A 26127-nucleotide genomic window follows, 5' to 3' on the forward strand; every position below is an offset into this window, starting at 1 on the left:
GGCCCGATTCCCTGCAGGCGCCGCGCACGCGGCGAACGGATCAGTGGGAGGAGTCGCCCGGGACCTCGAGCCCGATGCTCTCGGCCGCCACGGCGATGGCGTAGTCGAAGAACGCGGACTCGTCGCGGACACTGTCGTGCGTACGGCTGAAGACCTGGAACACCAGGAGCCCGATCAGACCGCTCCACAGCACGATGCCGCGCTCGATGATGTCCGAGAACGGAGCCTCGGGAACCCCGCCGAACAGCTGCACCGCCTCCGGCAGCAGCAGCGGCGGACCCGGGACCGCACGCCGGGGCGGGGTGAGCTCGCCGCCCTCCAGCGCCGCGCGCACGATGCCGGCCAGCACCGCGGGGGTGCGTGACGCGGGCGGCACCGTGTCCGGGGGCGCGTGGTAGCCGGGGACGGGGGAGCCGTAGATCAACGTGAACTCGCCGGGGTTGGCGAACGACCACGCCCGCAGGGCCCGTGCCACCGCGAGCAGCCGCGCACCAGCCGACGCACCCGCCTCCCGGGCGGTCTCGTCGGCCTTCTCCATCGCGGCGCCCGACGCGTCGTAGGCGTCGATGACGAGGGCGGTCAGCAGGTCGTCGCGGTGCGGGAAGACGGCCCGCACGTCGTCGGCGGGGAGGGAGCCCTCCCGGGCGACGGCTTCCGGCGACAACCCGCCCGCGCCGGCCTCGGTCAGCAGCCGCCGCGCGACCGCCTTGACGGCCGCCGGGGACCCGAAGTCCTCCTGGGCGGCACCCGTTTCAGAAACTGCCATGGCCGAACCGTACCCGCCGCCGCACACCCGTACGGAGGGCGGCCGTCCGCTCGACTCGATCATGCGTGGTGATCAGGCCACCCGCAAGGCCCCCGGAAGGCGACCCGGAGGGCGGCCCGGCGCGGGCCGCCCTCCGTCCGGTTCACCGGTGCGAGACGGCTCAGACCGTGCCGCTCGCGGAGATCGTGACCTTGCCCTTGGGTGAGCCGCTGCCGCTGCCGAGCGCCTCGATCTGGTCGACGAGCTCCTTGCCCTCGACGACCTCGCCGAAGACGACGTGCTTGCCGTCGAGCCAGCCGGTGACGACCGTGGTGACGAAGAACTGCGAGCCGTTGGTGCCCGGGCCGGCGTTCGCCATGCTCAGCAGGTAGGGCCGGTCGTGCTTGAGGGTGAAGTTCTCGTCCTCGAACTTCTCGCCGTAGATGCTCTTGCCGCCGGTGCCGTTGCCCGCGGTGAAGTCGCCGCCCTGCAGCATGAACTGGGGGATGATGCGGTGGAAGGAGGAACCGGCGTAGCCGAAGCCGTTCTGGCCGGTGGCCAGCTCACGGAAGTTGCGGGCGGTCTTCGGGACCACGTCGTCGAACAGGCTGAAGACGATCCGGCCGGCCGGCTGGTCGTTGATGGTGATGTCGAAGTAGACGTTCTCGCTCATGACGGTCAACCTACCGTCGATCACCACCGCGCCGTTCGCATGGGTCCCCCCTCCTCACGCACTGTGTCGCCCCGCCCCACCGGTCGCCCACCCGGGAGCCCCGATGCTAGAAAGTAGACATGAGCGGACGTTCCCGTGGGTTCCGGGCGAGGGTGGAGCCGCCGCCCACCGCACGGCACCCGCCCCGTCCGTCCCGTCGTCCGAGGTCGTGGCGCGTCCCCGGACACCGCTTGCTGCCCTCCCTGAGCGTGCGCACGCTCGCCGCGCAGGTCTTCCTGCTCCAGGCGCTGCTCATGCTGCTGCTCGTCGCGGGGGCCGCCGCCGCGCTGGTCGTGCAGGGCCGCCACGACGGTGAGCGCAACGCCAGGAACCGCTCGCTGGCCGCCGCCGAGGCCTTCGCCCACGCGCCCGGCACCGCCGTCGCCCTGCGCTCGCCGGACCCGACCGCCCGGCTGCAGGCGGACGCGGAGGCGGCCAGGAAGGGCTCCGGCGTCGACTTCATCACCGTGCTGGACAAGGACGGCGTCCGGCTCACCGACCCCCGCCCCGAACTGATCGGCACCAAGGCCCAGGACGTCGGCCCCGCCGAGCAGGGGAACACCTATACCGAAACCTTCCACGGCGCCCCCACCGACGCCGTGCGCGCCGCGGTGCCCGTCATGGACGCCCACGGCAACGTCATCGGCATCGTCACCGCCGGCATCGAGTTCGACACCCTCGGGCACGTGCTCAACCAGCAGATGCCCGTGCTGCTCGGCTCCGCGGCCGGCGTGCTCGTCCTCGCCACCGGAGGCGCCGCCCTGGTCAGCCGGCGCCTGCTGCGCCAGACCCGCGGCCTCGGCCCGGCCGAGATGACCCGGATGTACGAACACCACGACGCCGTCCTGCACGCCGTCCGCGAGGGCGTGCTGATCCTCGGCGGCGACGGCCGCCTGCTCCTCGCCAACGACGAGGCCCGCCGCCTCCTCGACCTGCCCGCGGACGCCGATCAGCGGCAGGTCACCGACCTCGGGCTCGGGCCCGCCCTGACCCGGCTCCTGGTCTCGGGCGTGGCCGCAACCGACGAGGTCCTCCCGGCCGGCGACCGGCTGCTGGCCGTCAACACCCGGCTCACCGCTCCCTACGGCGGCGCCCAGGGCCTCGTCGCGACCTTCCGCGACACCACCGAACTGCGCGCCCTCACCGGCCAGGCCGAACTCGCCCAGGGACGCCTCACCCTGCTGTACGAGGCCGGGGTCCGCATCGGCACCACCCTCGACGTGCGGCGCACCGCCGAGGAACTCGCCGAGGTCGCCGTCCCGCGCATGGCGGACTTCGTCACCGTCGAAGTCCTCGACTCCGTGCTGCGCGGCGAGGAACCCACCGGCGCCGTCAATCTGATGCGGCGCACCGCGCTGAGCGAGTCACAGGCCGGCCATCCGCTCCAGCCGGTCGGCGACCTGATCCAGTTCGTCGTGGCCGACACCCCCATGGTCGCCGCCCTGCACCGCGGCAAGGCCGTCCTGGTGCCCGACCTGCACACCGCGCAGGACTGGCGCGCCCAGGACCCCGAGGGCGCCCGGCAGGCGCTGGACTACGGCATCCACTCGCTGATCACGGTGCCGCTGCGGGCGCGCGGCGTGGTCCTCGGCATGGTCAACTTCTGGCGCGGCGCCGGAACCCCCCGGTTCGAGGAGGAGGACATCGCGGTCGCCGAAGAGCTGGTCGCCCGGGCGGCCGTGGCCATCGACAACGCCCGCCGCTACTCCCGCGAACACGCCATGGCCGTCACCCTGCAGCGCAGTCTGCTGCCCCGCGACCTGCCCGACCAGGACGCCCTGGAGATAGCCTCCCGCTATCTGCCCGCCCAGTCCGGTGTGGGCGGCGACTGGTTCGACGTCATCCCGCTGCCCGGCTTCCGGGTGGCCCTGGTCGTCGGCGACATCGTCGGACACGGCATGCACGCCGCCGTCACCATGGGCCGGCTGCGCACCGCCGTTCTCAACTTCTCCTCCCTCGACCTGCCCCCGGACGAACTGCTCGGCCACCTCGACGAGATGGTGGCCCGTCTGGACACCCACACCGCCGACACCGCCGACGATCGCGCGCCCCTCACCGGGGCGACCTGCCTGTACGCCATCTACGACCCGGTCGGCGGCCTGTGCACCCTGTCCCGCGCCGGACACATCGCCCCCGCCGTGGTCGGCCCCGAGGGCCGGGTCACCTTCCCCGACCTGCCCCTGTCACCGCCGCTCGGCGTGGGCGGCCACCCCTTCGAGACGGGGGAGCTGACCCTGCCCGAGGGCAGCCGGCTCATCCTGTTCACCGACGGGCTGGTCGAGGACCGCAGCCGGGACATCGACGAGGGGCTCAGGATGCTCCGCCGGGCCGCCGCCGACGCGGACCCCAGCCCGGAGGAGACGTGCCGCGTCCTGGTGGAGCGCATGCTCCCCGGGCGCCCCAGCGACGACGTGGCCCTGCTGGTGGCCCGGACCCGGCTGCTCGACCCGGCCAAGGTCGCCACCTGGGAGGTGCCGTCCGACGTCACCGCCGTCTCCCGGGTCCGCACCGACGTCAGCCGCCGGCTCGCGGAATGGGGACTGGAGGAGCCGGCGTTCACCACCGAACTCATCCTGAGCGAACTGCTCACCAACGCGATCCGCTACGGCGCCCCGCCCGTCCGCGTCCGGCTGCTCCTGGGCCGCACCCTGATCTGCGAGGTCTCCGACGGCAGCAACACCTCGCCCCGGCTGCGGCGCGCCGCCACCACCGACGAGGGCGGCCGCGGCCTGTTCCTGGTCTCCCAGTTCGCCGCCCGCTGGGGCACCCGCTACGCGGCCCGCGGCAAGGTGATCTGGGCCGAACAGGACTTGGGCGAGGCCCCCGAACCCGACCCGACGGCACTGTTCGACGAACTGGCCTGGTGACGGCGGCGTCCCGGACGGCGCCCTGTCAGCCGCCGGACCAGCCCGGAACCGTCGGCAGGACCTTCCGCGCCACCCGCAGCAGCGCCGCGTCGTCGGGCACCACGTCGTCCTGCCGCCAGACGACGATCTCGAAGGACCCGCCGCCGTCCTTGACGTCCCTGGCCACCAGCAGGCAGCGGGCGACGCCGCCGGGATCGGCACGGGACTTCCCGCCGTCGAAGCGGAAGGTGAACTGCACGGTGCGGCTCGAATAGAGCGCCGCCGGATGCCCCAGCACCGTGGTGGACCGTGCGTCCGCGCTCAGCAGCCGCGCCGTCCGCCCGACCGGCAGGCCGTCGTACGACGCCGACAGCTGCACGGCGTACGTCGTCAGCCTGACCTCCGCCTCCGGGTCGGGGATCTTCTCCCCGTCGGCCATGGTGATCCAGTTCCCGGTGCCCTGCGCCGTCTCCGCCTGCTCCGCGGGCGTGCCCAGCAGCGTCGGCAGGTCCGGCCGGTTCAGCGCCGCGCACAGCTTCGCCCCGGAAACGTACCGCGCCGGCAGATGCTCGTCCGAGTGCGAGCACGCGGCCGGCCCCTGCTCGGACTGGCCGGGCAGAACCTTCGCGAGCCCCCACAGCCCGCCCACGAGCCCCGCCATGGCCACCACCGCCACGACGGCCTGAACCCCCGGACGCGGCTGCTTCTCCGCCGCGGGCGTCACGCCCTCGACCATGCCCCCCACCTCGCTGTTCTCCCCCGGCATATGCCGGGGGAGCGTAACCCGCCGATCGAGGCGCCGGACGGCCGAACGGGCCACGAAGTGGTAACGGCACGCAACCACGGGCGGGTTGACGGGGTCTGGACCGGCATGAAGATCTCATTCCTGATCCACAACGTGTGCGGAATCGGAGGAACGATCACCACCACCTTCAACCTGGCCCGGGCCCTGGCCGACCGGCACGACGTGGAGATCGTCTCCGTGCTGCGCAGCCGGGACCAGCCGGCACTCACCCCCGACCCGCGGATCGCGCTGCGCTTCCTCGTCGACCAGCGCCACGAGAAGGACGACGCCCTGTACCGGGAACCGGCCAGGGTGTTCCCCGCCGCGGAATACCGCTACCGGGAGTACAGCCGGCTCACCGACCAGCGGATCGCCGCGTACCTGGAGACGACCGACGCCGACGCCGTCGTCGGCACCCGCCCCGGCCTCAACGTGCACCTCGCCCTCCAGGCACCGGACCGGGTGGCCCGCATCGGACAGGAACACCTCACGCTGGAGCGCCATTCACCGCGTCTGCGTACCGCCCTGCGCCCGGCCTACCGCCGACTGGACGTCCTCACCACCGTCACGGAGGCGGACGCCCGCGCCTACCGGCGCATGATGAGCCTGCCGCGCGTCCGCGTCGAAGCACTGCCGAACAGCGTCCCCGACCCCGTACTGCCGCCCGCGGACGGCCGCGCGAAATTCATCGTCGCGGCCGGCCGGCTCGTCCCGGTCAAGCGCTACGACCTGCTCATCCACGCGTTCGCCCCCGTGGCCGCCGCCCACCCCGACTGGAGCCTGCGCATCTACGGCACCGGCCCGCAGCGGGACGCGCTGCGGGCCCTCATCGAGCGGCTCGGCCTGAGCAACAACGCCTTCCTCATGGGCGCCGTCACCCCCATGGAGGCGGAGTGGGTGAAGGCGTCCATCGCCGCGTCCGCCGCCTCCTTCGAGCCGTTCGGGATGACGCTCGTCGAGGCGATGCGCTGCGGCCTGCCCGTCGTGAGCACCGACTGCCCCCACGGACCCGCGGAGATCATCGCCGACGGCACCGACGGCCGGCTGGTCCCGACCGGGGACCGGGACGCGTTCGCCGCGGCCCTCCTGGACCTCGTCCGCGACGACGAACGGCGCCGGACCATGGGACGGGCGGCCCTCGAGAACGCCGGCCGCTTCGCCCTGGACACCGTGGTGGAGCAGGCGGAACACCTGCTGACCGAGGCGGTCGCCGCCCGCGCGGCGGGCCGGCGCAGGCCGCGGCCGCCGCGCGGCCGGACCCGCGCGCTGCTCGGCCACGGCTTCGCCGCCCGCGACCTCGCCCTGACGGCCGCCGCCCGCGCCCGACGCACCCTGCGGAAGGACCACCGATGACCGGGGACGACAGAACGGAACCGCGCGCACACTGCCTGGCCGGCCCCGACGGCCACCTCGCCTTCACCCTCGCCGCACCCCTGCCGGACCCCCGCGCCCAGCTCCTGCTGCGACGGCGAACGGGCACCGGCAGCCCCGACACGGAGCGGCGCCTCCTCGCCCTGGAAACCGGTACGGAGGGCGAGACACAAGCCGTCCTGGACCGGCTCCCGCCGCTGGCCGAGGGCCGCTGGGACCTCTACCTGCTGCGCGCACCGGACGCCGAGCCAGAACGCCTGCGCACAGGTCTGCGCGATCTGCGGGCCCTCGTCGACGGACACCTCAGGGACCGCACATCACCCGTGGCCGCGCGGATCCCCTACCCGACGAAGGACGGCTACCTCGCGCTGCGGACCTGGCTGCGCACGGCCCACGCGGAAGCCGGCCGCATCGAGGTCGGTGACCGGTCCACGACCGTCCACGCCCGGCTGCACGGCACCCGCCTCGCCGACGGAGCGGTCGTACGGCTGCGCCCGCGGGGCAGCGGTGGCGACGGGGAGCAGAGCGCGCCGGTCGACGCGGGCGCCGACGGCAGGGACTTCCGCCTCACCGTCGACCACCGGGCGCTGGCCACCGGCACGTCGGCCGGCGGCGGCTTCTGGGACGTCTTCGTCCACCCTGCCGCCGACGCACCCCCCGTCCGGGTCGCCCGGCTCCTGGACGACGTCGAGCAACGCAAGGGATCGTTCGTCTACCCGTCCGCCCGCACCGACGGCACCGAGGTGCGGGCCTACTACACGGTCGACAACGACCTCTCCTTCCAGGTACGCGCGGCCGGCTGAGCCCGCGCGGCGTCGGCGGACCGGCCCGGCTCGTGCGCCGGGCCGCGGACCCGTCTTGCCCGCGCCCGGTGCCCGGCGCACCCTGGTCCCATGGCTGCTCGCGACAGCCCCACGCTCATCACGTCCGTGCAGCGCGCCCTCCGCCTGCTGGAGGAGGTCAGCGCACACGAGAACGGCGCGCCGGCGAAACAGCTGGCGCGCGACACGGGCCTGCCCCTCGCCACCGCCTACCACCTGCTGCGGACGCTGGTCCACGACGGCTACGTGCGCAAACTGGACGACGGCGGCTACGTCCTCGGCGACAAACTGCAGTCCCTGCACACCGACGGCCGCGCCCAGCGGCTCCTCAGCCGCGTCCGGCCGGCCCTCGCCGCCCTGCGCGACGAACTCGCCGGCGCCGCCTACCTCACGTTCTACGAAGACGGCGAGATCCGGGTCGCCGAGATCGTGGACGGCCCCCGGGCGCCCCGCGTGGACCTGTGGGTCGGCTTCGCGGACGCCGGACACGCCACCGCTCTCGGCAAGTCCGTCCTGCGGGAACTGGACGACGACGCCCGCCGGGACTACCTCTCCCGCCACCACCTCGCCGACCTCACCCCGCGCACCGTCACCAGCCCGCCCGAACTGCTGCGCCGGCTCGACTCGGCCCCGCTGGCCCCGGCCGTCACGGACCTGGAGGAGTACGCCCTCGGCACGGTGTGCGTCGCCGTGCCCGTCTACAGCGGTGACACCCTCGGCTCGCTGGGCGTCTCCCTGCCCGCGGAACGCGTCTCACGGCTCGGCGAGGTGCGGGGGCGACTGCTGCCGGCCGCGAGCCGTGTGACCAGGAGCCTGTCGCTCACTATCTGAAATCCCTCACCTTGTGACCGGCCCGGCCCAGCCCGTTTCCTGGATGAAACGGACATACCGGGAGTGCATCCCCAACGTGAGGACCGCGGACGTACACATGAGTCAGGCGCAGCAGCACGGGCCGTCGCGACATGCCCGCGAGGGCGCGGCCCGTCAACGAACGGCGGGGGAGGGGGCGGCCGGTCACCGGACGCCGGCCCACAGACACCGCGCCGCCCAACTGGCCACCGGCATCCCCGTCCTCCCGGTCGTCATCGTCTGCGTCGTCGTCCTCGTCGACGTCCTCGGCGGCGCAGGCACGATGTGGCTGCCGCTGCTGGCGGCCGGGCCCGCGCTGGCGGCCGCCACCAACGGGCCGCGCGGTGTCGTGTGCGTCGGAGTCCTCGCCGCGGCGCTCGGGGCGGCACTGGGCGTCCGGGACGGCATCCCCGGCGGGGAACTCGCCGCCGTGCTGTCCGCCCTGGTCGCCGTGACGCTGGCGAGCGGACTGGCCAGTGCCCTGCGCAGCCGCCGGGAACGCGTGCTGGCCGCCGTCCGCTCCGTCGCCGAGGCCGCCCAGCACGCCCTCCTCAAGCCCGTGCCGGAGACCGTCGGCCCCTTCCAGGTGGCCGTCCACTACAGCGCGGCCGCCGCCGAGGCCCGGATCGGTGGAGACCTCTACGCCCTGGTGCCGACCCCGCACGGCATCCGGCTGATCGTCGGCGACGTCCGCGGCAAGGGGCTGCCGGCCGTCGGAACCGCCGCGCTCGTGCTCGGTGTCTTCCGTGAGGCCGCCTACGACGAGCCCGACCTGCTCGCCGTCGTCGCCCGGATCGAGCGGAGCCTCGCCCGCAACCTCGGCACGGACGACTTCGTCACCGCCGTGGTCGTCGGCCATCCCGGCCCCGGCCACCTGGAGGTCGTCAACTGCGGACACGCGCCGCCGCTGCTGATATCCGCCGACGGAGGCGTCATGGCGGTGGAACCGGCCCACCCCTCCCCGCCCCTCGGGCTGCGCGCCCTGTCCGGCGAGACCCCGCGTCTCGAACTGCTGCCCTTCGCCGACGGGGACCAGCTGCTGCTCTACACGGACGGCGTCACGGAGGCCCGCGACCACGCCCGGGAGTTCTATCCCCTCGCCGAAGGGGTGGCCCGTCACGCCGGCGACGAGCCGGCCCGCACCCTCGCCGCGCTCCACCGCGAGCTGCTCGCGCACGTGGGCGGCCGGCTGCACGACGACGCCGCCCTGCTGCTGCTGCGGCAGCGGACCAGGGGGGAGGAGACCGCCCCGGGGCTTTCGGACCCCGGCTCAACGGCCGACCGCGCACAGACCGTCCACGAAGCCGCCATCTCCGAACCCCCCACCCGGGGACCCGGCACACGCGAATCCGGTGCCCGCGAATCCGCCCCGGAACCTGCCGTCCCCGAACCGCAGACCTGACCGGCCCACCCGGCTCAGCGGCATGACGCTCAGGCCGTGACGAGGTCCGCCCACCGGGTCACGCCGCCGTCGTGCACACGCATGCCGTGGCGCGTGGCCAGCGCGCGCACGATGTGCTCGCCCCGGCCGTGCTCGTCGGGGTCCACCCCCGTCGGCGAGGCGCCCGACGGACGCAGTGAGCCCGCGTCCGTCACCTCGACGCGCAAGGTGCCCGCCCCGTCACCGGGACGCCACGACAGCCGAAGCACCGCCGGCGGCAGGGCGTGCACGAACGCGTTCGTGAGCAACTCCGACACCACCAGCAGCGAGTCGTCGACGATCCGCGGGCACACGTCCCACTCCGCGAGGAGCCTGCCCACCCGCCGACGCACGGCCGGCACGGCACCGGCGACGGGCGGCACCGGACACACCTCGTGGAACGCCTCCCGAAACAGCGTGTTCAGCTGTGCCGCCATGGTCTCTCCTGGGGGTTCGGCGCCGCGGGCCTGTGGTCCGGCCCGGCGCGTTGCCGAGTCGCAGAGCACGTTAGGAAGCCGGTCCCGGCCGGTCAATGAACCCCGGTCGGCATTACCGAACGCCGCTGCCCGCCCTGCCGTGGCGGAAGGGCGCGGACCCCGGGCGGGCCGTCCGCGGCAGGGCCGGGCGAACCGTCCGCGCAGGCCGGGCGAACCGCCCGCGGCGGTAATAGGCTCGCCTCATGGCCGGACCGGTCCAGTCGATCGAACGGGCGGCGGCGATCCTGCGCCTGCTCGCGGGCGGGCCGCGCCGGCTCGGACTCGGCGAGGTGGCGGCCTCGCTGGGGCTGGCGAAGGGCACCGCCCACGGCATCCTGCGCACCCTCCAGCACGTGGACTTCGTCGAGCAGGACGCGGCCACCGGGAAGTACCAGCTCGGAGCCGCCCTGCTGCACCTCGGCACGAGCTACCTGGACGTCAACGAACTGCGCTCCCGCTCCATCAACTGGGCGGACGCCCTGGCCGCCCGCAGCGGGGAAGCGGTGCGCCTCGGCACCCCCCTGGAGGGCAAGGTCCTCGTCGTCCACCACGTGTTCCGGCCGGACGACACCTTCCAGACCCTGGACGTCGGCGCCCTGCTGCCCCTGCACGCCTCCTCCCTCGGCAAGGTCCTCCTCGCCTACGGCACCGTCGCCCTGGAACCGGCCCGGGACGCGGGACTGGAGACCTACACCCGGCACACCCTGGACAGCGCCGAACAGCTCACCCGGGCGCTCGCCGAGGTCCGGGAGCTCGGCTGGGCCGCCGAGATCCAGGAGATGAGCATGGGCGAGGCCGGGCTCGCCGCACCGATCCGGGGACACGGCGGCCTCGTCGTCGGCGCCATCGGTCTCTCCGGCGCCGTCGAGCGGATCTGCGACAGCCAGGGGCACCCCCGGCCGAGCCTGATCACCCTGATCCGGGAGGCCGCCCGGGCGATCTCCAAAGACCTCGGTGCCGCCCGCTGGTAGGCCCTCCCGACGCCTCCTCGTCCCCTCGGAAGGCAGACCCGATCATGGTTGAACGGTATGTGATGTCCATCGATCAGGGCACCAACTCCACCCGATGCATCCTGTTCGACCACCGCGGGCGCCTGGTCTCCGTCGCGCAGCGGGAACACCAGCAGCACTTCCCCCGGCCGGGCTGGGTCGAGCACGACGCCGTCGAGATCTGGCACAACCTGCGGCGCGTCGTACCCGAGGCACTCGCCGACGCCGGCGTCCGCGCGGACGAGATCGCCGCGGTCGGCCTGGCCAACCAGCGTGAGACGACCGTCCTGTGGGACCGGCACACCGGCGCCCCGCTCGGCCGCGCCGTCGTCTGGCAGGACACCCGCACCGCGCCCCTCGTGGACGAACTCGCCCGCGACCCCGGGGACGCCTTCTTCCTCGAACGCTGCGGGCTGCCACCCTCCACCTACTTCTCGGCCCTGCGGCTGCGCTGGCTCTTCGACCACGTCAAGGGCCTCCACCAGCGCGCCCGCGACGGCGACGTGCTGTTCGGCACGATGGAGACCTGGCTGATCTGGAACCTCACCGGCGGCGCCCACGGCGGCCTGCACCTCACCGACGCCACCAACGCCTCCCGCACCATGCTGATGAACATCCACACCCTGACCTGGGACGAGGAACTCCTCGCCTTCTTCGGCGTGCCCCGCCCGATGCTCCCCGAGATCAGATCCTCCGCCGAGGTCTACGGCACCGCCCGCACCCTCCTGCCCGGCGTCCGCGTCACCGCCGCCCTCGGCGACCAGCAGGCCGCCCTCTTCGGCCAGACCTGCTTCTCGCCGGGCGAGGCGAAATGCACCTACGGCACGGGCAGCTTCCTGCTGCTCAACACCGGCACCGACGTCGTCCGCTCCCGGCACGGGCTCCTCACCACCGTCGCCTACAAGATCGGTGACCGGGCCCCCGTCTACGCCCTGGAGGGCTCCATCGCCGTCACCGGCTCCCTGGTCCAGTGGTTCCGCGACCGCCTCGGCCTGATCTGCAGCGCCCCCGAGATCGAGACCCTCGCCCGCACCGTCGACGACAACGGCGGCTGCTACATCGTCCCCGCCTTCTCCGGGCTCTTCGCCCCCCGCTGGCGCAGCGACGCACGCGGCGTCATCGTCGGCCTGACCTCCTACATCACCAAGGGGCACCTCGCGCGCGCCGTCCTGGAGGCCACCGCCTGGCAGACCAGGGAGGTCGTCGACGCCATGAACGCCGACTCCGCCGTACCGCTGAGCCGGCTCAAGGTGGACGGCGGGATGACCGCCGACAACCTGCTGATGCAGTACGTCGCCGACGTCCTCGACGTCCCCGTGGTCCGTCCCATGGTCGCCGAGACCGTCTCCCTGGGCGCCGCCTACGCCGCCGGGCTCGCCGCCGGCTACTGGTCCGACCTGGAGGTCCTGCGCGGCAACTGGCACCGGGCCGCCCAGTGGCTGCCCGCCATGGACCCCGGGCACCGGGAGACGGAGTACGACAACTGGCGCCGGGCCGTGGAGCGCTCCCTGGACTGGATCAGACCACCGGCACCCCCCTGACCGCACCGGGACCGGTGCGGCGGGGGCTCAGCCCGCAGTGTTGTCCACGCGGAGCCGCACCTGCTCCTCCAGACGCCGCAGACTGCCTTCGAGCGCGTCACCGACCGTCTGTTCACCGGGGTCGTGGCTGTCCTCGAAGAACGACAGGTGCACCGTCACCTCGCTGGCGCCGCTGCCGATCCCGGCGACCTGCAGCCAGCCGGCGTAGGCGCCCTGCTCGCGGGTCCCCCACTCCAGGCGCATCTGCTCGCCCTCGGCCCGCACGAGGGCGGCCGTGTCCTGGCCGGCGCGGTCCTCGTGCACGGTGACGGCGGGCGGGTCGTCCACCCGCACATGCAGCTCGTCCGGCAGCCAGGCGTCGAGCTGGCCCAGATTGGCCGCCTGGTCGAAGACCTGCTCGGGCTGCGCGGGCATCGTGCGGGAACGCTCGTACTCGGACATCGCTGGCACCACCCTGGAAGTCGTCGGTCCGTACCCCGCCCGCGTGCCCCGTCCGTCCCGCCCGAAAAGCCCCCCGGACCACGGATCGCCGGAACAGCGGAAACGGACACGGAGCGCCCCCGCCCCTGCCGGACCACCGCCGGCTTCCGGCCTAAGGTGGCCCGATGAGCACCGACGCGGGGCCCGGCCCGCAGCGCCGCCGCCCGGGATACAAGGCCGTCGCGGGCGTCTTCGCCGTCGGGATGCTCGGCACCACCCTGCCGACACCGCTGTACGGGTTGTACAGGCAGCAGATCGGGTTCTCCGAACTGATCGTCACGGTGGTCTTCGCCGTGTACGCGGTCGGCGTCATCGCCGCCCTCCTCGTCGCCGGCGGCTTCTCCGACGTCCTGGGGCGGCGCCCCGTCCTGATGGGCGCCCTCGGCCTGTCGGCGCTCAGCGCGGTCTGCTTCCTGTTCGAGGGCGGACTGCCCCTGCTCTACGCCGGCCGGGTGCTGTCCGGCTTCTCGGCGGGCCTGTTCAGCGGCACCGGCACGGCGGCCGTCCTCGACCTCGCGCCACCCGGACGCCGGGCACGCGCCGCGTTCGCGGCGACCGCGGCCAACATGGGCGGCCTCGGGCTCGGCCCGCTGCTGGCCGGCTTCCTCGCCGAGTACGCGCCCGAGCCCCTCGTGCTGCCCTTCCTCGTCCACCTCACCCTGCTGGCCGTCGCCTTCCTGGTCACCTGTCTGGCCACCGAGACCGTGCACCACACGGGCCCGCGGCCCCCGCTGCGCCCCCAGGGCATGACCGTTCCGCCCGAGGTGAGCGGGGTGTTCGGCCCCTGCGCGCTGGCCGCTTTCGCCGGCTTCTCCCTGCTCGGCCTGTTCACCGCGGTGGCGCCCGCCTTCCTCGCCCAGACCCTCGGCGAGCACAACCTGGCGGTGACGGGCGCCGTCGTCTTCTGCGTGTTCTGCGCCTCGACCTGCGGCCAGCTGCTCATGGGCAGGCTCGGCGCGCGCAGTGCCCTGCCCCGCGGCTGCGGCGTCCTCGTCGCCGGACTGCTCCTCGTCGGGGCCTCGCTGCTGCTGAAGTCCTTCCCCCTGCTGCTGCTCGGCGCGGTCGCCGGAGGCGTGGGACAGGGCATGGCCTTCCGGGCCGGACTCACCGCGGTCGGCTCCGCCGCACCCGCCGAGCGCCGCGGCGCCACCATCTCCGCGTTCTTCGTCGTCGCCTACCTGGGCATCTCGCTGCCGGTCGTCGGGGTCGGCGCGCTGGCCGTGACGCTGGGCGTGCGCACCGCAGGCATGGTCTTCACCTGCTGCGCGGTCCTGCTCGTCGCGGCTGTCGGCCTGCGCGTCGGCCGTCACCCGCCCCGCGCCCTGGGCGAGGGCACGAGCCCTTCGTAGTCACGAGGAGCGGTCGGGTGTTCCGGTCACCAATAGTGCCTGCGGCCGGCGATCGCGTGCCCCATGGACCCCAGGATCCAGAACACGGCGCCGATCACCACCAGGATGATGCCGATGGTCCACAGGATCGCTATGCCCGTGATGAATCCGATGATGAGAAGGATGACTCCGAGGGCGATCATGACGTGCCTCCAGCCGTTGGCCCTGCCCCCCTGCCCTTCCGGATGCCCCGATCCGGCGCCGTCATCTCACCCGGGTCCGCGAAACTTTCCCCCGGTCCGGCGCGAGCCCGCGGAGGGGGGTCTCTGGTCCCGGGGGAGGCGAGTTGGGAAGATGGGCGCATGACCACGTCCCGCGGCGCCCGCCGGCCCACCATCGCCGACGTCGCCGAGGCTGCGTCGGTCTCCCGGACGACCGTGTCCCACGCCCTCAACGGCATCGGCAAGGTCGACCCCCGCACCCGCGAACGGATCAAGGCGGTCGCCGCCGAACTCGGCTACCGGCCCAACCTGCGCGCCCAGCGCCTGCGCCGGGGCGAGGCCAGGGCGATCGCGCTGGTCTCCTCGATGCCCTTCGCGGTCGCCGGTGGCCCCTCCCGGCTCGGCTTCTACATGGAGGTCGCCGCCGCCGCGGCCGAACGCGCCCTCGTCCACGACTACGCGCTCGTCCTGATCCCGCCCGTGCAGTCCGGGTCCGCGCTGTACTCCGTGGACATCGACGGCGCGATCGTCGTCGAGCCCGAGGCCGACGACGCCGCCGTCGCCCAACTCCGCGAACGCGGACTGCCGTATGTCACCCTCGGCCGGCCCACCGCGGCCGGCGACGACGCCCCCTACGTCGACCTGCACGGCGGCCCGGTCGCCGAACTGCTCCTGGACCACCTGCACGCCCAGGGCGCCCGGTGCCCCGCCCTCATGGTCGGCGCCGGCACCCGCCACTCCTCCCTCGACGCCCGCGCCGCCTACGAACGGGCGGCCCGCGCCCACGGCTGGACGCCGATCGTCGCCGCCGTGCCGGAGGACGGCGGAGAACAGGCCGGGCACGACCGCTGCGCCGAACTGCTCGCGGAGCACCCCCGGATCGACGCGCTGTGCGTCCTCGTCGACGCCTTCGCCGTCGGCGCGGTCCGGGCGCTGCGGGAGGCGGGCCGCCGCATCCCCGACGACGTCATGGTCGTCACCCGCTACGACGGGCTGCGCGCCCGTACCTGCGAACCCCCGCTCACCGCGGTCGACCTGCGCCTGGACCGGGCAGCCGGCGACGCGGTGGAACTCCTCCTGACCCGCCTCGGCACCCCGCCGCCCGCCGGTGCCGCGACCGGAACGCACCGCGACACGTCCGCGTCCGTCCCGCGACTCGTACCCCGGGCTTCGTCCTGGCGCGGTGCGCAGCCGGGGGCCACAACGGCCCCGGAACAGGGAGCGACCGCCGGCCAGGGCTGACATACGGCCGCGACAGCGGTGCGGTCGGCGGCACTGCCAAGTGGTCTGACGGAGAAGGGGCTCGGCGGCGCTCGCCCCCCGACCGGGCGAGCGTGCGAAGACACGTCGCGGTGGCATGCCCCACACTGGGAGTATGGCCATCAACCCGCCGCCGGGGGCGCCGTCGAGGGAATTCGCTCCCCGGCCCGACAGCGCGACGGCGGCGCGGCGGTTCGTACGGGAAGCGGTGGCGGGCGCTGCCGCGGACGCGGTGGACACCGCCGAGCTCCTCGCCAGCGAACTGGTGACCAATGCGCTGCTGCACGCGCGCACCGGCATCGAGGTCCAGGCCTGGGCGACGGGGACCGCGGTTCACGTGCGGATCGGTGACGGCCGACCGGACCGCGCTCTGGTGCCGCAGCTCGGTCACGTGTACACCAGCACCGGCTGGGGGCTGTCGATGGTGGAGCGGCTGGCCTCCCGCTACGGCGCCGAGTACGACGAGGGCCGCAAGACCGTCTGGTTCGAGCTGTGGCCCGACGGACCGCCACCGCCGTCACCGGGATGGCACGCGACGACCTCGCCTCTGTGCGGCCCGGCTGACAACGTGACGCTGGTCGACCTGCCGTGCGTCCTGCACGCGGCATCCCAGGAACACCAAAACGCCCTGCTGCGTGAGCTCGTTCTGTCCACGTCCGTCGGGGACCGGTGGGGCATCCGTGCCGAGGACCTGGCCACGGCGTACGACATCAACAACGCGATCTGCGCGTGTGTGACGGCCGCGCTGACCCAGCAGCCCTCTCCCGCCGATGTCCGGTCCGTGCATCTGTCCTTTCCCGCGGATGCCACAGCGGCCGTTCTCACCCTGCGCCGGGTGCTCGACGCGGCCGAACGGGCGGCGCGGCAGGCCGACCTGCTCACTCGGCCGGCCCTGCCGCAGTTCCGCGCCTTCCGTGACTGGCTGCTGGACGAGATCACCGGCCAGCTCGCGGGGGAGCACCCCAACGCGTGGACGCTGGTGCCCCGTGAGCCGAGCGCCCGGCCCGCGGAGCTGGCGGCATGGCAGGCCGGGGATGTGCGGACCAGCAGGATCCCGACCATCGCGGCCGACGACGCCAACCGGATCGTCGCGGCGAACGAACCGGTGGCGAATCTGCTCGGCTGGCCGGTGGAGGAGCTGATCGGCCGACGCCTCACCGCCTTGATCCCCGAACATCTCCGGGAACGTCACGTGGCATCGTTCAGCCGCCTGCTGCTGACCGGCGAGCCGCACATCCTGGGCCGTTCCGTGCCTCTGCCCGCGCTCCACCGCGACGGCCGGCTCGTGCCGGTCCGCCTGTTCATCCAGACCCAGGAGGCGGCCGACGGCCGCACCGTGTTCGTCGCCCAGCTCATCCCACGTACGTCCGCATTCATGACCTCCCCTTCCGGCGCCGAATCAGCACCCGCGACCAGGCACGGGCGGGAGGAGCGCCCTCGCCCCGCCGAAACCGCCCCCACGGGGATTGCCGAGCCCAGCGAGATGCCGGCACCGGCGTGGTCGTCCTTGCTGGTCGACACCACGAGCGCGCTGACCACCGCGCCCACGCTCGAGGAAGGGCTGCGACGCGTGGGCCGGAGACTGACCCGGCAACTGGCGCAGTGGTGCGCGGTGGACCTGCTGGACGAACACCATCACGTGAACCGCGCCTGCGTCGTTCACCGCCGGCCACAGGCGCTTACTCCCGCGGTCTACGAAGGTGTGCTCCCGCCTCTGACCGATGCCGCGCGAGGGCCCCTGGCCCGGGTACTGCGTGGGGCGGGACCACTCCTGCTCACCGAGATTCCATGGCCGGCCCAGGCCACAACAGCCCTGGAATCACGGCACTTCGAACTGTTCGAGGTCCTGCAGGCGGACAGTGCCGTCGTCGCCCCGCTGCGGGTGCGCCGTACCATCCTCGGGGCGTTGACCCTCGCCCGCGTCAGCGGACAACCCCCTTTCAACGTCGGCGATCTCGCCCAGGTGTCCGACCTGGTCAAGGGACTCGCCCTGGCGGTGGACAATGCCCGTCTGCACCAGGAGACCCAGCACATCGCCGAGCGCCTCCAGCGTTCGCTCCTGCCCGACCTGCCCCGGAGCGACCATCTGCAACTGGCCGCCCGCTACGCACCCTCCTCCGCCACCGCCGAGGTCGGCGGCGACTGGTACGACAGCTTCATTCTCCCCGGCGGCGAGACCGTCCTGGTCATCGGCGACGTCGCCGGCCATGACCTGACGGCCGCCGTCACCATGGGCCAGCTGCGGAACATGCTCCGCGGCATCGCGGCCGACCGTCAGGAACCCCCCGCGGAAGTCCTGCGCCGCCTTGACCTCGCGAACCACACACTGGGTCAGGAAGCCACCGCCACCTGCATCTACGGTCTCATCAGGGGCCCGGCGCGGGGCCCGTGGGAACTGGAGTACGCATCCGCCGGGCACCTGCCGCCCCTCCTCACGATGCCCGACGGCACCACACGCTATCTCCAGGACGGCATGGGCCTGCTCCTCGGTATGGACCCCTGCGCCGCCCGTCCTTCGGCTCGCGTCTGGGTGCCTCCCCACGCAACCGTCCTGCTCTACACCGACGGTCTGATCGAACGACGCGACGAACCCCTCGACCAGACCATGTCCACCCTCAGTCGGCGCACCGCCGCCCTGGCCCGCGAACCGCTCGACACCTTCTGCGACGAACTTCTCATCGGCCTGGGCGCCGACAACGCCGACGACATCGCCATACTCGCCCTCCGCCCGACCCCCCTGCTCTAGGTGTGCCGACCGGACAGGCCGGTGACGCCGACTGGTGGGTGGCAGCGCCGTGCCTCAGCCCCCGGCCATCAGCACCACCCCCGACACCAGCGCGAACACCAGCACGAAGCCCCGCATCTTCCGCGCGTCGACCCGCGTGTGCACCAGCCGGCTCAACCAGGCCCCGGCCGCCAGCGCGGGCAGCAGCAGCACCGCCCGCCCCATGTCCCCCGCATGCCCCCGCCCGGTCGCGAACAGCAGCGCCAGCGAGGCGACTTCACCGACGAGGAAGCACACCGCCACGGTGGCCCGCAGCTCACCCGGCGGCCGGTGCTGGTAGACGAGGGCCAGCGGCGGCCCGCCCACCCCGGTCGCCGTCTCGCTCAGCCCCGTGACCACACCCGCGCCCAGATAGGCGGCACGCCCCGGCACGAACGACGGCATGAAGAGGCTGACCACCGCCGCCAGCACGGTCGACACGCCCACGAGGACGCCGAGCCGCCCCTCCGGGACGATCCACAGCAGGGCCAGCCCCGCCGGCGTCGCCGTCAGCCGTGCCACCGTGATCCAGCCCGCGCCGCGCACATCGAGGCTGCGCCGCTCCCGCCAGGCGACGTACAGATTGAGCGGGATCATCGCGGTCAGGACGAACACCGGCAGCAGCCCCGGGTCGAGCAGCCCGGCGACCGGCGCCACGATCAGCGCGAACCCCAGCCCGCTGGTGCCCTGCACGAACGCGGCCACCGCCACGGTCACGGCCAGCACGGCCAGCGCGTCCCCGCTCATCGCCGACCACTCCGGGTCCCGGCAGCCGCCGTACCGGCGTCCCGCCCGCGCTGCGGCGCCGGCCCCTGCGTCGCCGCGCGCTCCCGTGCCACCACCGACGTCGGATGCGCCCGGGTCACCCCGGCACGCCGTACCACCCGGGGCGCCAGCTCGGCGGCGCGCCGCACCAGCGCCGCACCGTCCCAGCCCACCGGTCCGCCCCGCCACAACCTCAGCCGCCCGGCGACGAACACGGCGGTGAGCTGGTCCCGGTTGCCCCGGCGGGTCAGTTCCCACGGCAGGTCCCAGGACGGCTGCATCTCGGGTCCGCCGATGTCCGCGAGCAGGAAGTCGGCGGCGGCGCCGGCCGCGATCCGCCCGGTGAGCCGGCCGAGCCCGGCCGCGTCGGCACCGCCCGCGGCGGCCCGGTCCAGCCAGGTCCAGCCGGCCCCGCAGGAGGAGTCCCCGGCGGCCAGGCCGTAGGTGAGCCGCTGCGCGAACTCGGCGGCGTCCGCGAGGCGGAAGCCGTCCCCGCGGGTGCCGTCGGTGCCCAGCCCGAACCGGATGCCGCGCTCGGCGAACACGGTGGCCGGTGCGACCGCGTTGCCCTTCCAGGCGCTGGCGACCGGGTTATAGCTCACCGCCGTACCGCTGTCGGCGAGCAGACTGATCTCCGACGCGGTGAGCAGCGTGGCGTGCGCGGCCAGCAACTGCGGCCCCAGGGCGCCCACATGACGCAGGTACTCCAGCGGCCGCAGCCCATGCCGGACGAGGGACCGCTCGACGGCGACGAGGTGCTCGTTGACGTGGATCTGCACGACCGCTCCCGCCTCGGCGGCGAGCCGTGCCGTCGCGGCCAGCGTCTGCGCGGTCGCGGCCTCCGGCACGGACACGGCGAGGGAGGGGTGCACCAGGTCGTCGCTCGCGTAGCGGGCCAGATGCTTCTCGGCGGCGGCGAGCACGGCGCCCGGATCGGCGTCCGGGCCGGTGCCGTCCGAGGTGTCGTTGCAGACGAGGCCGAGGACACAGCGGATGCCCGCGTCCCGAGCCGCCGACGCCAAGACGTCGGCGTCGACCGCGGCGCGCGTGCCCGCCTCGGCGACCGTGGTGAACCCGCCGCGCAGCGACTCCAGCGCCGCCAACTTCGCCGCCACGTACGCCGATTCCTCGTCCAGCGCGCCCTCCAGCGGCACCCACACCCGGCGGAAGATCTCCGAGGGCTCCCCGAAGGCCAGCGAGCCGCCGAAGCTCTGCGTCAGATGGTGGTGGGTGTCGACGAAGCCGGGCATCAGCACATGGTGCGGCAGCCTGATCGGTGTCAGCGCCGGGTACGCGCGGACGATCCGCTCGGCCGGGCCGGCGTCGGCGAAGACGCCGTCGCGCACCACCACCGCGTGCCCGGCCACGGGGCCGTCCGGGGTCAGTGTCACGTCTGGGACCAGCAGCAGCTCCGCGTGGCTGAGCAGGTCGGGGGTCAGGTCGCTCATGGTTCTCCGTTGATCGGGATGGGGGCGGCGGGGGAGTGGCTCAGACCCGCGCGGCCGCGCCGGGCGCCTCGGCCGGCAGGACGGTTTCGTCCCGGCGGCGGCCCAGATGGTGGAAGACGATGTTGAGGAGGGCGGCGGTGAAGGCGCCCACGGCGACCCCGCTGCCCAGCAGGATCCGCGCGCCGGACGGGAACCCGTCGTACACGCCGGGAACGAGGATGGGCAGGAGGCCCAGGGCGAGCGCGACGGCACAGGTGACCATCGACGTGTGGTCCTCCAGCCGGGCCCGCTGCAGCATCTGCACGCCCAGCACGGTGATCACCGCGAAGACGACCATCGCGGCGCCCCCGACGACCGCCGGCGGCATCACGGTGATGGCCCGCGCGACGGGGGTGAGGAAGCCGAGCACGACGAGGACCAGGCCCGCCGCCGCCGTGACGTACCGGCTGCGCACGCCGGTGACGCGGACGATGCCGATGTTCTCCCCGCTGGTGACCATCAGCGGCAGCCCGAGGAAGCCGCCCAGCAGGGAGGTCAGCGCGTCACCGCGCACCGTGCGCGGCACGTCCTTGCGGATGTCGATCTTCTTGCCCACGGCCTCGGCGTTGATGACGGTCTGACCGGTCGCCTCCGCCATGGACGCCAGGCTGTACAGCATCAGCGGCAGCGCGGCGAGGACGTCGAAGACGGGCGCACCGAAGGGCAACGGCCGGGGCAGGCCGACCAGTTGCCCCGAGGTGAGCGAGCCCAGGTGGACCTGGCCGAGGGCGAAGGCCAGGACTGTGCCCGCCACCAGCCCGAGCAGCACGGCCAGTTGCCGCAGCACCCCGCGCAGCAGCCGGGTGAAGACGACGATCAGGCCGATCGTGGCGAAGGCGAGCCCGAGCGCGCCGGGGTCGGCGAAGCCGGGGGTGCCGGGCTGACCGGTGACGAGCAGCGCCCCGACCTTCACGAGGTTGACCCCGACGATCACGATCATCGTGCCGATCACGAGGGGCGGGAAGAACCTCAGCAGCCGCGCGAACAGCGGCAGGACGACGAAGGTGAACGCGGCGGTGAGGAGCACCGCCCCGGTGGCCGTGGGCAGGCCGTGCGCCTGGGCGATCGACAGGAACAGGATCAGCGGGGCGCCGCCGGGCAGCATCACGAACGGCAGTCTGGGCCCGAACTTCCAGGGCCCCAGGGACTGGATGAGCGATCCGACCCCCGACAGCAGCAGGGCCGCGGAGAGCAGGTCGACGGTGAGCCCGGGGCTCAGCCGCAGGGTGGCGCTCATCAGGAAGATCGCGGAGATCGGGGTCGCCGCCATGACGAGGACGTGCTGAACGCCGAAGAGCAGGATCCGCCCGACCGGGCGGGACTCGTCGACGGGATGGACCGGGGTGGGGCTGGACTCTCGGACGGGATGTACGGGACTGGACACGCGCGGGCTCCGTTCGGCTCGCTCGGCTCAGGCCTCGACGATCCGGCCGTGGACGGCGGCCAAAACGATGGGGCCAAATCGATTTGGCCGCCAGTATGAAGCCCCGGAGCGGGTCGCGGTCAAGGGGGTCGGGCCCCACACGAGGCAACACTTCGAGACAAGTCCAAAGCTTCAAAAAAGCCAGAAGCAACAAATCTTGACGTGACCCACCATCCTGCGTACGTTCCGCACCGTCCCCCACCGCGCCCGGACCGGCACCGGTCCGCCGCCCAACCGCACGGACCCCTCGACGAGTTGACGCCCCGCCACCCCCGGCCCGAGGAGCAGACCATGTACGCGACGAGACCCACCGCCCGGCCACCCCGCCCCCGCGGACGCGCCACCGCAGCCCTCTCCGCCCTCGCCCTGCTGCTGGCCGCGCTCGTCGGCCTGGCCGCACCTGCGCGGGCGGCCGGCTCCGGGCCCTGCGACATCTACGGCACGGCCGGCACCCCCTGCGTCGCCGCGCACAGCACGGTGCGCGCCCTGTTCGCCGCCTACGACGGCCCCCTGTACCGCGTCACGCGGGCCTCGGACGGCGCCGGCGCCGACATCGGCCTGCTCGCCCCCGGCGGCTACGCCGACGCCGCCGCCCAGGACCGCTTCTGCGGCGGCACGACCTGCCGGATCACGAAGATCTACGACCAGACCTCCCGGCACAACGACCTCACGCCAGGCCCCGCCGGAACCTCCGGCATGGGCGCCGACCGCGGAGCGGACGCCTCCGAGATCGCCGTCACCGCGGGAGGCCACAAGGTCTACGGCGTCTGGATCTCGCCCGGCGTGGGCTACCGCTACACCGGCGTCGCCTCGGGCGTGGCCGTCGACGGCCGGGCCGAGGGCGCCTACATGGTCGCCAGCGGCACCCACGTCGGCTCGGCCTGCTGCTTCGACTACGGCAACGCCGAGCGCACGCCCGCCGACACCGGCAACGGCCACATGGACGCCGTCAGCATCGCCACCACCTGCTACTTCGCACCGTGCACCGGCTCCGGTCCCTGGGTGGAGGCCGACATGGAGAACGGCATGTTCCAGGGCGACAACGGCTCCAACGCCGCGAACCGGGGCAACAACAGCCCCTTCGTCACGGCGGTGCTGAAGAACGACGGACAGACCAGGTACGCCCTCAAGGGCGGCAACTCGCAGTCCGGCGCACTGACCACCTGGTGGGACGGCGGCCTGCCCACCCGCGGCGGCTACCGGCCCATGCACCAGGAGGGCGGCATCATCCTCGGCACCGGCGGCGACAACAGCAACTGGAACCGGGGCACCTTCTTCGAGGGCGTGATGGTCTCGGGCTACCCGACCGACGCCGCCGAGAACGCCGTACAGGCGAACATCGTCTCCGTCGGCTACTCCGGCGAGACGAACGTGCCCAACGGACCGCAGGGCACGATCACCGGCCCCGGAGCCAAGTGCGTCGACGTCGCCGCCGACGACACCGGCACCAACGGCGCCGCCGTCCAGTTGTGGGACTGCCAGTCCTACGCCGAGGACCAGCACTGGACCCACAACCCCGACGGCTCCCTCATCACGCTGGGCCGCTGCCTGGACATCGAGGGCAACGGGACGGCGAACGGGGCGAAGGCCGAGCTGTGGGACTGCAACGGCGTCGGGGGCCAGAAATGGGTGCGGCAGGCGGACGGTTCGCTGCTGAACCCGCAGTCGGGCCGCTGTCTCGACTCCCCGAGCGGCGCCACCGCGAACGGCACCCGGCTGCAGATCTGGGACTGCAACGGATCACCGGCCCAGAAGTTCTCGGTCGACGGCGGAGCCCCGGTCACCGGCCCCGGAGCCAAGTGCGTCGACGTGGCGGCCGATGACACGGGCACCAACAGTGCTCCCGTCCAGCTGTGGGACTGCCAGTCCTGGGCGGTCGACCAGCACTGGTTCCACCGCTCCGACGGCTCCCTGACGACACTGGGCCGCTGCCTGGACGTCGTCGGCGACGGGACGGCGAACGGGGCGAAGGCCGAACTGTGGGACTGCAACGGCGTGGGCGGTCAGAAGTGGGTGCGGCAGGCGGACGGTTCGCTGCTGAACCCGCAGTCGGGCCGCTGCCTGGACTCGCCGAGCGGCGCCACCACCGACGGCACCCGGCTGCAGATCTGGGACTGCAACGGATCACCGGCCCAGAAGTTCGGCCTGACCTGACACACGGAACGGAACGGAACGGGGCGGCGCCGGCCGGCCACGCGGACGGCGCCGCCCCCCCGGCACCTCCACCGCCCCCCCGCACCTCCACCGGACCGCCGCCCCCGGCACCTCCCCCGAATCACCCCCCGCACCTCCACCGACCAGGCACGTCCTCCTCCTCGTCACCGGGCCCCGGCGGGGGAAGAATGTGACCGCAGAGGCGTCACAGGTCTCGGGAGGCGGAATGAACCAGCCAGCGGAACCCAGGGTCTCCGGCCTGGAAGTCCGGTCGATCGACTACGTCCCCCTGGACGAACGGCACGGCAAGCTGTGGCACCTGGGCCCGCTGTGGTTCATGTCCAACGCGCAGATCGCCACGCTGGCCGTGGGACTGATCAGCATCACCGAGGGCGGCAACCTCGTCTGGTCGCTCCTCGCGATCGTGGCCGGCACCGTCATCGGCACCTTCTTCATGGCCTTCCACTCGGCCCAGGGCCCCCAGCTGGGCCTGCCCCAGATGATCCAGTCCCGCCCCCAGTTCGGCTACGTCGGCGCCCTGCTGGTCTGGATCTTCGCCTACGTCCAGTACGCGGGGTTCAACGTCTTCAACAGCATCCTGGCCGCCGACGCCCTGCACACCACCCTGCACGGCAGCGTCAAACTGTGGGTCGTCGTGGTCACCGCCGTCGCGCTCGTCATCGCCCTCGTCGGCTACGACATCATCCACAAGGCCGAGCGCTTCCTGACGTACACCTTCCTGGTCATCTTCGGGATCTTCACCGTCGGCGTCCTCGTCACCCTGCACTACCCGGCGGGCTCCTTCGACCTCGGCGCCTTCAAGTGGACCCCGTTCCTCGCCCAGTTCGGCGTCGTCGCCGGCTACCAGATCAGCTGGGCCATCTACGTCTCCGACTACTCGCGTTACCTGCCGCCGCACGTGACGGTTCGCAAGACCTTCTACTGGACGTACTTCGGCTCCGCCCTCGGCGGCATCTGGCTCATGGTGCTGGGCACCCTGCTCGCGGCCTGGGCGGGCAAGGACTTCGAGACGATCACCTCGATCAACGCCGCCGGCGACAAGGTCTTCGACGGGTTCGGCGCGATCGTGCTGCTGTTCGCCGCCCTCGGCCTGGTCTCCGTCACCGCGCTGAACATGTACGGCGGCTCCCTCACCCTCATCAGCGGCATCGACTCCTTCAAGCGGATCCGGCCGACCCTGGGCGCCCGCCTGCTGACCATCGGCCTCACCGCCGCGCTCTCCCTGATCGGCGCCCTGTCCGCCACCTCCCACTTCCTGGCGAACTTCAACGACTTCCTGCTGCTGGTGCTCTACCTGTTCATCCCCTGGACCGCCGTGAACCTGATGGACTACTACGTCGTGCGCCGCGGCCACTACGCCATCGCCGAGATCTTCAACCCCCGTGGTATCTACGGCCGTTGGGGCTGGCACGGCATCATCGCCTACCTGGCCGGCTTCGCCGCCATGATCCCGTTCTTCTCCGTCGGCACCCTCTACGCGGGCCCCGCGGCCAAGGCGCTCGGCGGAGCCGACATCTCCCTGTTCATCGGGCTGCCCGTCTCCGCCGTCCTCTACTGGTGGCTGACCCGCTCGATCGACGTGGCCGCCGAGGCCCGCCTCGCGGAAGAGGAGGCGGAGGCGCTGGAACGAGCCGCGCACGACCACCAGGAGCCCTGAGCCGACGAGGGCG

21 protein-coding genes are annotated in these 26127 nt (G+C 73.2%); 12 read left to right on the forward strand and 9 right to left on the reverse strand.

Annotated features, from left to right (window positions below; genetic code table 11):
• Positions 1-40 precede the first annotated feature (40 nt).
• Both ABZ854_RS11970 and ABZ854_RS11975 read right to left on the reverse strand, forming a co-directional pair.
• A complete protein-coding gene (locus tag ABZ854_RS11970; RefSeq protein ID WP_361208132.1) occupies positions 41-766 on the reverse strand; it encodes a TetR-like C-terminal domain-containing protein in 726 nt (241 codons plus the stop codon).
• Positions 767-926: 160 nt separating this feature from the next.
• Complete coding sequence (locus ABZ854_RS11975; protein ID WP_361208135.1) at positions 927-1418, reverse strand: peptidylprolyl isomerase; 492 nt, start codon at positions 1416-1418, stop codon at positions 927-929.
• 293 nt (positions 1419-1711) lie between these two features.
• Between ABZ854_RS11975 and ABZ854_RS11980 the strand changes: the two genes are divergently transcribed.
• Positions 1712-4324 carry a SpoIIE family protein phosphatase gene (locus ABZ854_RS11980; protein WP_361208313.1) on the forward strand — a complete coding sequence of 871 codons (2613 nt, stop codon included), beginning with the start codon at positions 1712-1714 and terminating at the stop codon, positions 4322-4324.
• Positions 4325-4349: 25 nt separating this feature from the next.
• Here ABZ854_RS11980 and ABZ854_RS11985 read toward each other — a convergent pair whose 3' ends face one another.
• Positions 4350-5069, reverse strand: a complete 720-nt coding sequence (locus ABZ854_RS11985) for a DUF6215 domain-containing protein (RefSeq protein ID WP_361208138.1) — start codon at positions 5067-5069, stop codon at positions 4350-4352.
• A 105-nt stretch (positions 5070-5174) separates the two neighbouring features.
• On the opposite strand from ABZ854_RS11985, the gene ABZ854_RS11990 reads away from it, so the two are divergent.
• The 4 genes from ABZ854_RS11990 (at position 5175) to ABZ854_RS12005 (ending at position 9530) form a co-directional block, all read left to right on the forward strand.
• A complete protein-coding gene (locus ABZ854_RS11990) occupies positions 5175-6440 on the forward strand; it encodes a glycosyltransferase family 4 protein (RefSeq protein WP_361208141.1) in 1266 nt (421 codons plus the stop codon).
• Positions 6437-7261, forward strand: a complete 825-nt coding sequence (locus ABZ854_RS11995) for a transferase (RefSeq protein WP_361208143.1) — start codon at positions 6437-6439, stop codon at positions 7259-7261. Before ABZ854_RS11990 ends, ABZ854_RS11995 begins: the two co-directional genes overlap by 4 nt.
• Positions 7262-7351: 90 nt before the next feature.
• Positions 7352-8110, forward strand: a complete 759-nt coding sequence (locus ABZ854_RS12000; RefSeq protein WP_361208146.1) for an IclR family transcriptional regulator — start codon at positions 7352-7354, stop codon at positions 8108-8110.
• 97 nt (positions 8111-8207) lie between these two features.
• Positions 8208-9530: a PP2C family protein-serine/threonine phosphatase gene (locus ABZ854_RS12005; RefSeq protein ID WP_361208149.1), complete on the forward strand. Its 1323-nt coding sequence runs from the start codon at positions 8208-8210 to the stop codon at positions 9528-9530.
• A gap of 29 nt (positions 9531-9559) precedes the next feature.
• On the opposite strand, the gene ABZ854_RS12010 is transcribed toward ABZ854_RS12005, so the two are convergent.
• The gene (locus tag ABZ854_RS12010; protein ID WP_361208152.1) at positions 9560-9985 is read right to left on the reverse strand and encodes an ATP-binding protein; all 426 of its coding nucleotides are present in this window, start codon (positions 9983-9985) and stop codon (positions 9560-9562) included.
• A gap of 242 nt (positions 9986-10227) precedes the next feature.
• Here ABZ854_RS12010 and ABZ854_RS12015 point away from each other — a divergent pair, with 242 nt between their 5' ends.
• Together ABZ854_RS12015 and glpK are read left to right on the forward strand one after the other, a co-directional pair.
• A complete protein-coding gene (locus ABZ854_RS12015) occupies positions 10228-10995 on the forward strand; it encodes an IclR family transcriptional regulator (protein WP_361208154.1) in 768 nt (255 codons plus the stop codon).
• Positions 10996-11039: 44 nt separating this feature from the next.
• The gene (gene glpK, locus ABZ854_RS12020; protein ID WP_361208157.1) at positions 11040-12554 is read left to right on the forward strand and encodes a glycerol kinase GlpK; all 1515 of its coding nucleotides are present in this window, start codon (positions 11040-11042) and stop codon (positions 12552-12554) included.
• A gap of 27 nt (positions 12555-12581) precedes the next feature.
• Here the strand turns inward: glpK and ABZ854_RS12025 are convergent, their stop codons facing one another.
• Positions 12582-12995 carry an SRPBCC family protein gene (locus ABZ854_RS12025; protein ID WP_361208160.1) on the reverse strand — a complete coding sequence of 138 codons (414 nt, stop codon included), beginning with the start codon at positions 12993-12995 and terminating at the stop codon, positions 12582-12584.
• A 242-nt stretch (positions 12996-13237) separates the two neighbouring features.
• On the opposite strand from ABZ854_RS12025, the gene ABZ854_RS12030 reads away from it, so the two are divergent.
• Positions 13238-14383, forward strand: a complete 1146-nt coding sequence (locus ABZ854_RS12030) for an MFS transporter (RefSeq protein ID WP_361208316.1) — start codon at positions 13238-13240, stop codon at positions 14381-14383.
• A 26-nt stretch (positions 14384-14409) separates the two neighbouring features.
• Here ABZ854_RS12030 and ABZ854_RS12035 read toward each other — a convergent pair whose 3' ends face one another.
• Positions 14410-14565: a DUF6131 family protein gene (locus ABZ854_RS12035; RefSeq protein ID WP_361208163.1), complete on the reverse strand. Its 156-nt coding sequence runs from the start codon at positions 14563-14565 to the stop codon at positions 14410-14412.
• Between the two features lie 159 nt (positions 14566-14724).
• Between ABZ854_RS12035 and ABZ854_RS12040 the strand changes: the two genes are divergently transcribed.
• Positions 14725-15825: a LacI family DNA-binding transcriptional regulator gene (locus tag ABZ854_RS12040; protein ID WP_361208166.1), complete on the forward strand. Its 1101-nt coding sequence runs from the start codon at positions 14725-14727 to the stop codon at positions 15823-15825.
• 133 nt (positions 15826-15958) lie between these two features.
• Positions 15959-18589, forward strand: a complete 2631-nt coding sequence (locus ABZ854_RS12045) for a SpoIIE family protein phosphatase (protein ID WP_361208168.1) — start codon at positions 15959-15961, stop codon at positions 18587-18589.
• A gap of 54 nt (positions 18590-18643) precedes the next feature.
• On the opposite strand, the gene ABZ854_RS12050 is transcribed toward ABZ854_RS12045, so the two are convergent.
• Genes ABZ854_RS12050 through ABZ854_RS12060 form a run of 3 tightly spaced genes read right to left on the reverse strand, consistent with a single transcriptional unit; the run spans position 18644 to position 22243 of the window.
• Complete coding sequence (locus ABZ854_RS12050; protein ID WP_361208171.1) at positions 18644-19354, reverse strand: sulfite exporter TauE/SafE family protein; 711 nt, start codon at positions 19352-19354, stop codon at positions 18644-18646.
• Positions 19351-20820, reverse strand: coding sequence for an amidohydrolase family protein (locus ABZ854_RS12055; RefSeq protein ID WP_361208174.1), 1470 nt, complete (start codon positions 20818-20820; stop codon positions 19351-19353). The genes ABZ854_RS12050 and ABZ854_RS12055 overlap by 4 nt, the downstream gene beginning before the upstream one ends.
• 40 nt (positions 20821-20860) lie before the next feature.
• Positions 20861-22243, reverse strand: coding sequence for a solute carrier family 23 protein (locus ABZ854_RS12060; RefSeq protein ID WP_361208177.1), 1383 nt, complete (start codon positions 22241-22243; stop codon positions 20861-20863).
• Between the two features lie 330 nt (positions 22244-22573).
• On the opposite strand from ABZ854_RS12060, the gene ABZ854_RS12065 reads away from it, so the two are divergent.
• Positions 22574-24436, forward strand: coding sequence for an arabinofuranosidase catalytic domain-containing protein (locus ABZ854_RS12065; protein ID WP_361208180.1), 1863 nt, complete (start codon positions 22574-22576; stop codon positions 24434-24436).
• Between the two features lie 226 nt (positions 24437-24662).
• Positions 24663-26114: a cytosine permease gene (locus ABZ854_RS12070; RefSeq protein WP_361208183.1), complete on the forward strand. Its 1452-nt coding sequence runs from the start codon at positions 24663-24665 to the stop codon at positions 26112-26114.
• Positions 26115-26127 lie beyond the last annotated feature (13 nt).

Source organism: Streptomyces sp. NPDC047028 (assembly GCF_040644095.1).
In the GTDB taxonomy this organism is placed as follows: Bacteria; Actinomycetota; Actinomycetes; order Streptomycetales; family Streptomycetaceae; genus Streptomyces.

What these genes read in the sequence shown, in the direction of transcription:
- ABZ854_RS11970 (WP_361208132.1), bottom strand. Translation starts at nt 766, where the DNA reads ATGGCAGTTTCTGAAACGGGTGCCGCCCAGGAGGACTTCGGGTCCCCG.
- ABZ854_RS11975 (WP_361208135.1), bottom strand. Translation starts at nt 1,418, where the DNA reads ATGAGCGAGAACGTCTACTTCGACATCACCATCAACGACCAGCCGGCC.
- ABZ854_RS11980 (WP_361208313.1), top strand. Translation starts at nt 1,712, where the DNA reads ATGCTGCTGCTCGTCGCGGGGGCCGCCGCCGCGCTGGTCGTGCAGGGC.
- ABZ854_RS11985 (WP_361208138.1), bottom strand. Translation starts at nt 5,069, where the DNA reads ATGCCGGGGGAGAACAGCGAGGTGGGGGGCATGGTCGAGGGCGTGACG.
- ABZ854_RS11990 (WP_361208141.1), top strand. Translation starts at nt 5,175, where the DNA reads ATGAAGATCTCATTCCTGATCCACAACGTGTGCGGAATCGGAGGAACG.
- ABZ854_RS11995 (WP_361208143.1), top strand. Translation starts at nt 6,437, where the DNA reads ATGACCGGGGACGACAGAACGGAACCGCGCGCACACTGCCTGGCCGGC.
- ABZ854_RS12000 (WP_361208146.1), top strand. Translation starts at nt 7,352, where the DNA reads ATGGCTGCTCGCGACAGCCCCACGCTCATCACGTCCGTGCAGCGCGCC.
- ABZ854_RS12005 (WP_361208149.1), top strand. Translation starts at nt 8,208, where the DNA reads ATGAGTCAGGCGCAGCAGCACGGGCCGTCGCGACATGCCCGCGAGGGC.
- ABZ854_RS12010 (WP_361208152.1), bottom strand. Translation starts at nt 9,985, where the DNA reads ATGGCGGCACAGCTGAACACGCTGTTTCGGGAGGCGTTCCACGAGGTG.
- ABZ854_RS12015 (WP_361208154.1), top strand. Translation starts at nt 10,228, where the DNA reads ATGGCCGGACCGGTCCAGTCGATCGAACGGGCGGCGGCGATCCTGCGC.
- glpK (WP_361208157.1), top strand. Translation starts at nt 11,040, where the DNA reads ATGGTTGAACGGTATGTGATGTCCATCGATCAGGGCACCAACTCCACC.
- ABZ854_RS12025 (WP_361208160.1), bottom strand. Translation starts at nt 12,995, where the DNA reads ATGTCCGAGTACGAGCGTTCCCGCACGATGCCCGCGCAGCCCGAGCAG.
- ABZ854_RS12030 (WP_361208316.1), top strand. Translation starts at nt 13,238, where the DNA reads ATGCTCGGCACCACCCTGCCGACACCGCTGTACGGGTTGTACAGGCAG.
- ABZ854_RS12035 (WP_361208163.1), bottom strand. Translation starts at nt 14,565, where the DNA reads ATGATCGCCCTCGGAGTCATCCTTCTCATCATCGGATTCATCACGGGC.
- ABZ854_RS12040 (WP_361208166.1), top strand. Translation starts at nt 14,725, where the DNA reads ATGACCACGTCCCGCGGCGCCCGCCGGCCCACCATCGCCGACGTCGCC.
- ABZ854_RS12045 (WP_361208168.1), top strand. Translation starts at nt 15,959, where the DNA reads ATGGCCATCAACCCGCCGCCGGGGGCGCCGTCGAGGGAATTCGCTCCC.
- ABZ854_RS12050 (WP_361208171.1), bottom strand. Translation starts at nt 19,354, where the DNA reads ATGAGCGGGGACGCGCTGGCCGTGCTGGCCGTGACCGTGGCGGTGGCC.
- ABZ854_RS12055 (WP_361208174.1), bottom strand. Translation starts at nt 20,820, where the DNA reads ATGAGCGACCTGACCCCCGACCTGCTCAGCCACGCGGAGCTGCTGCTG.
- ABZ854_RS12065 (WP_361208180.1), top strand. Translation starts at nt 22,574, where the DNA reads ATGTACGCGACGAGACCCACCGCCCGGCCACCCCGCCCCCGCGGACGC.
- ABZ854_RS12070 (WP_361208183.1), top strand. Translation starts at nt 24,663, where the DNA reads ATGAACCAGCCAGCGGAACCCAGGGTCTCCGGCCTGGAAGTCCGGTCG.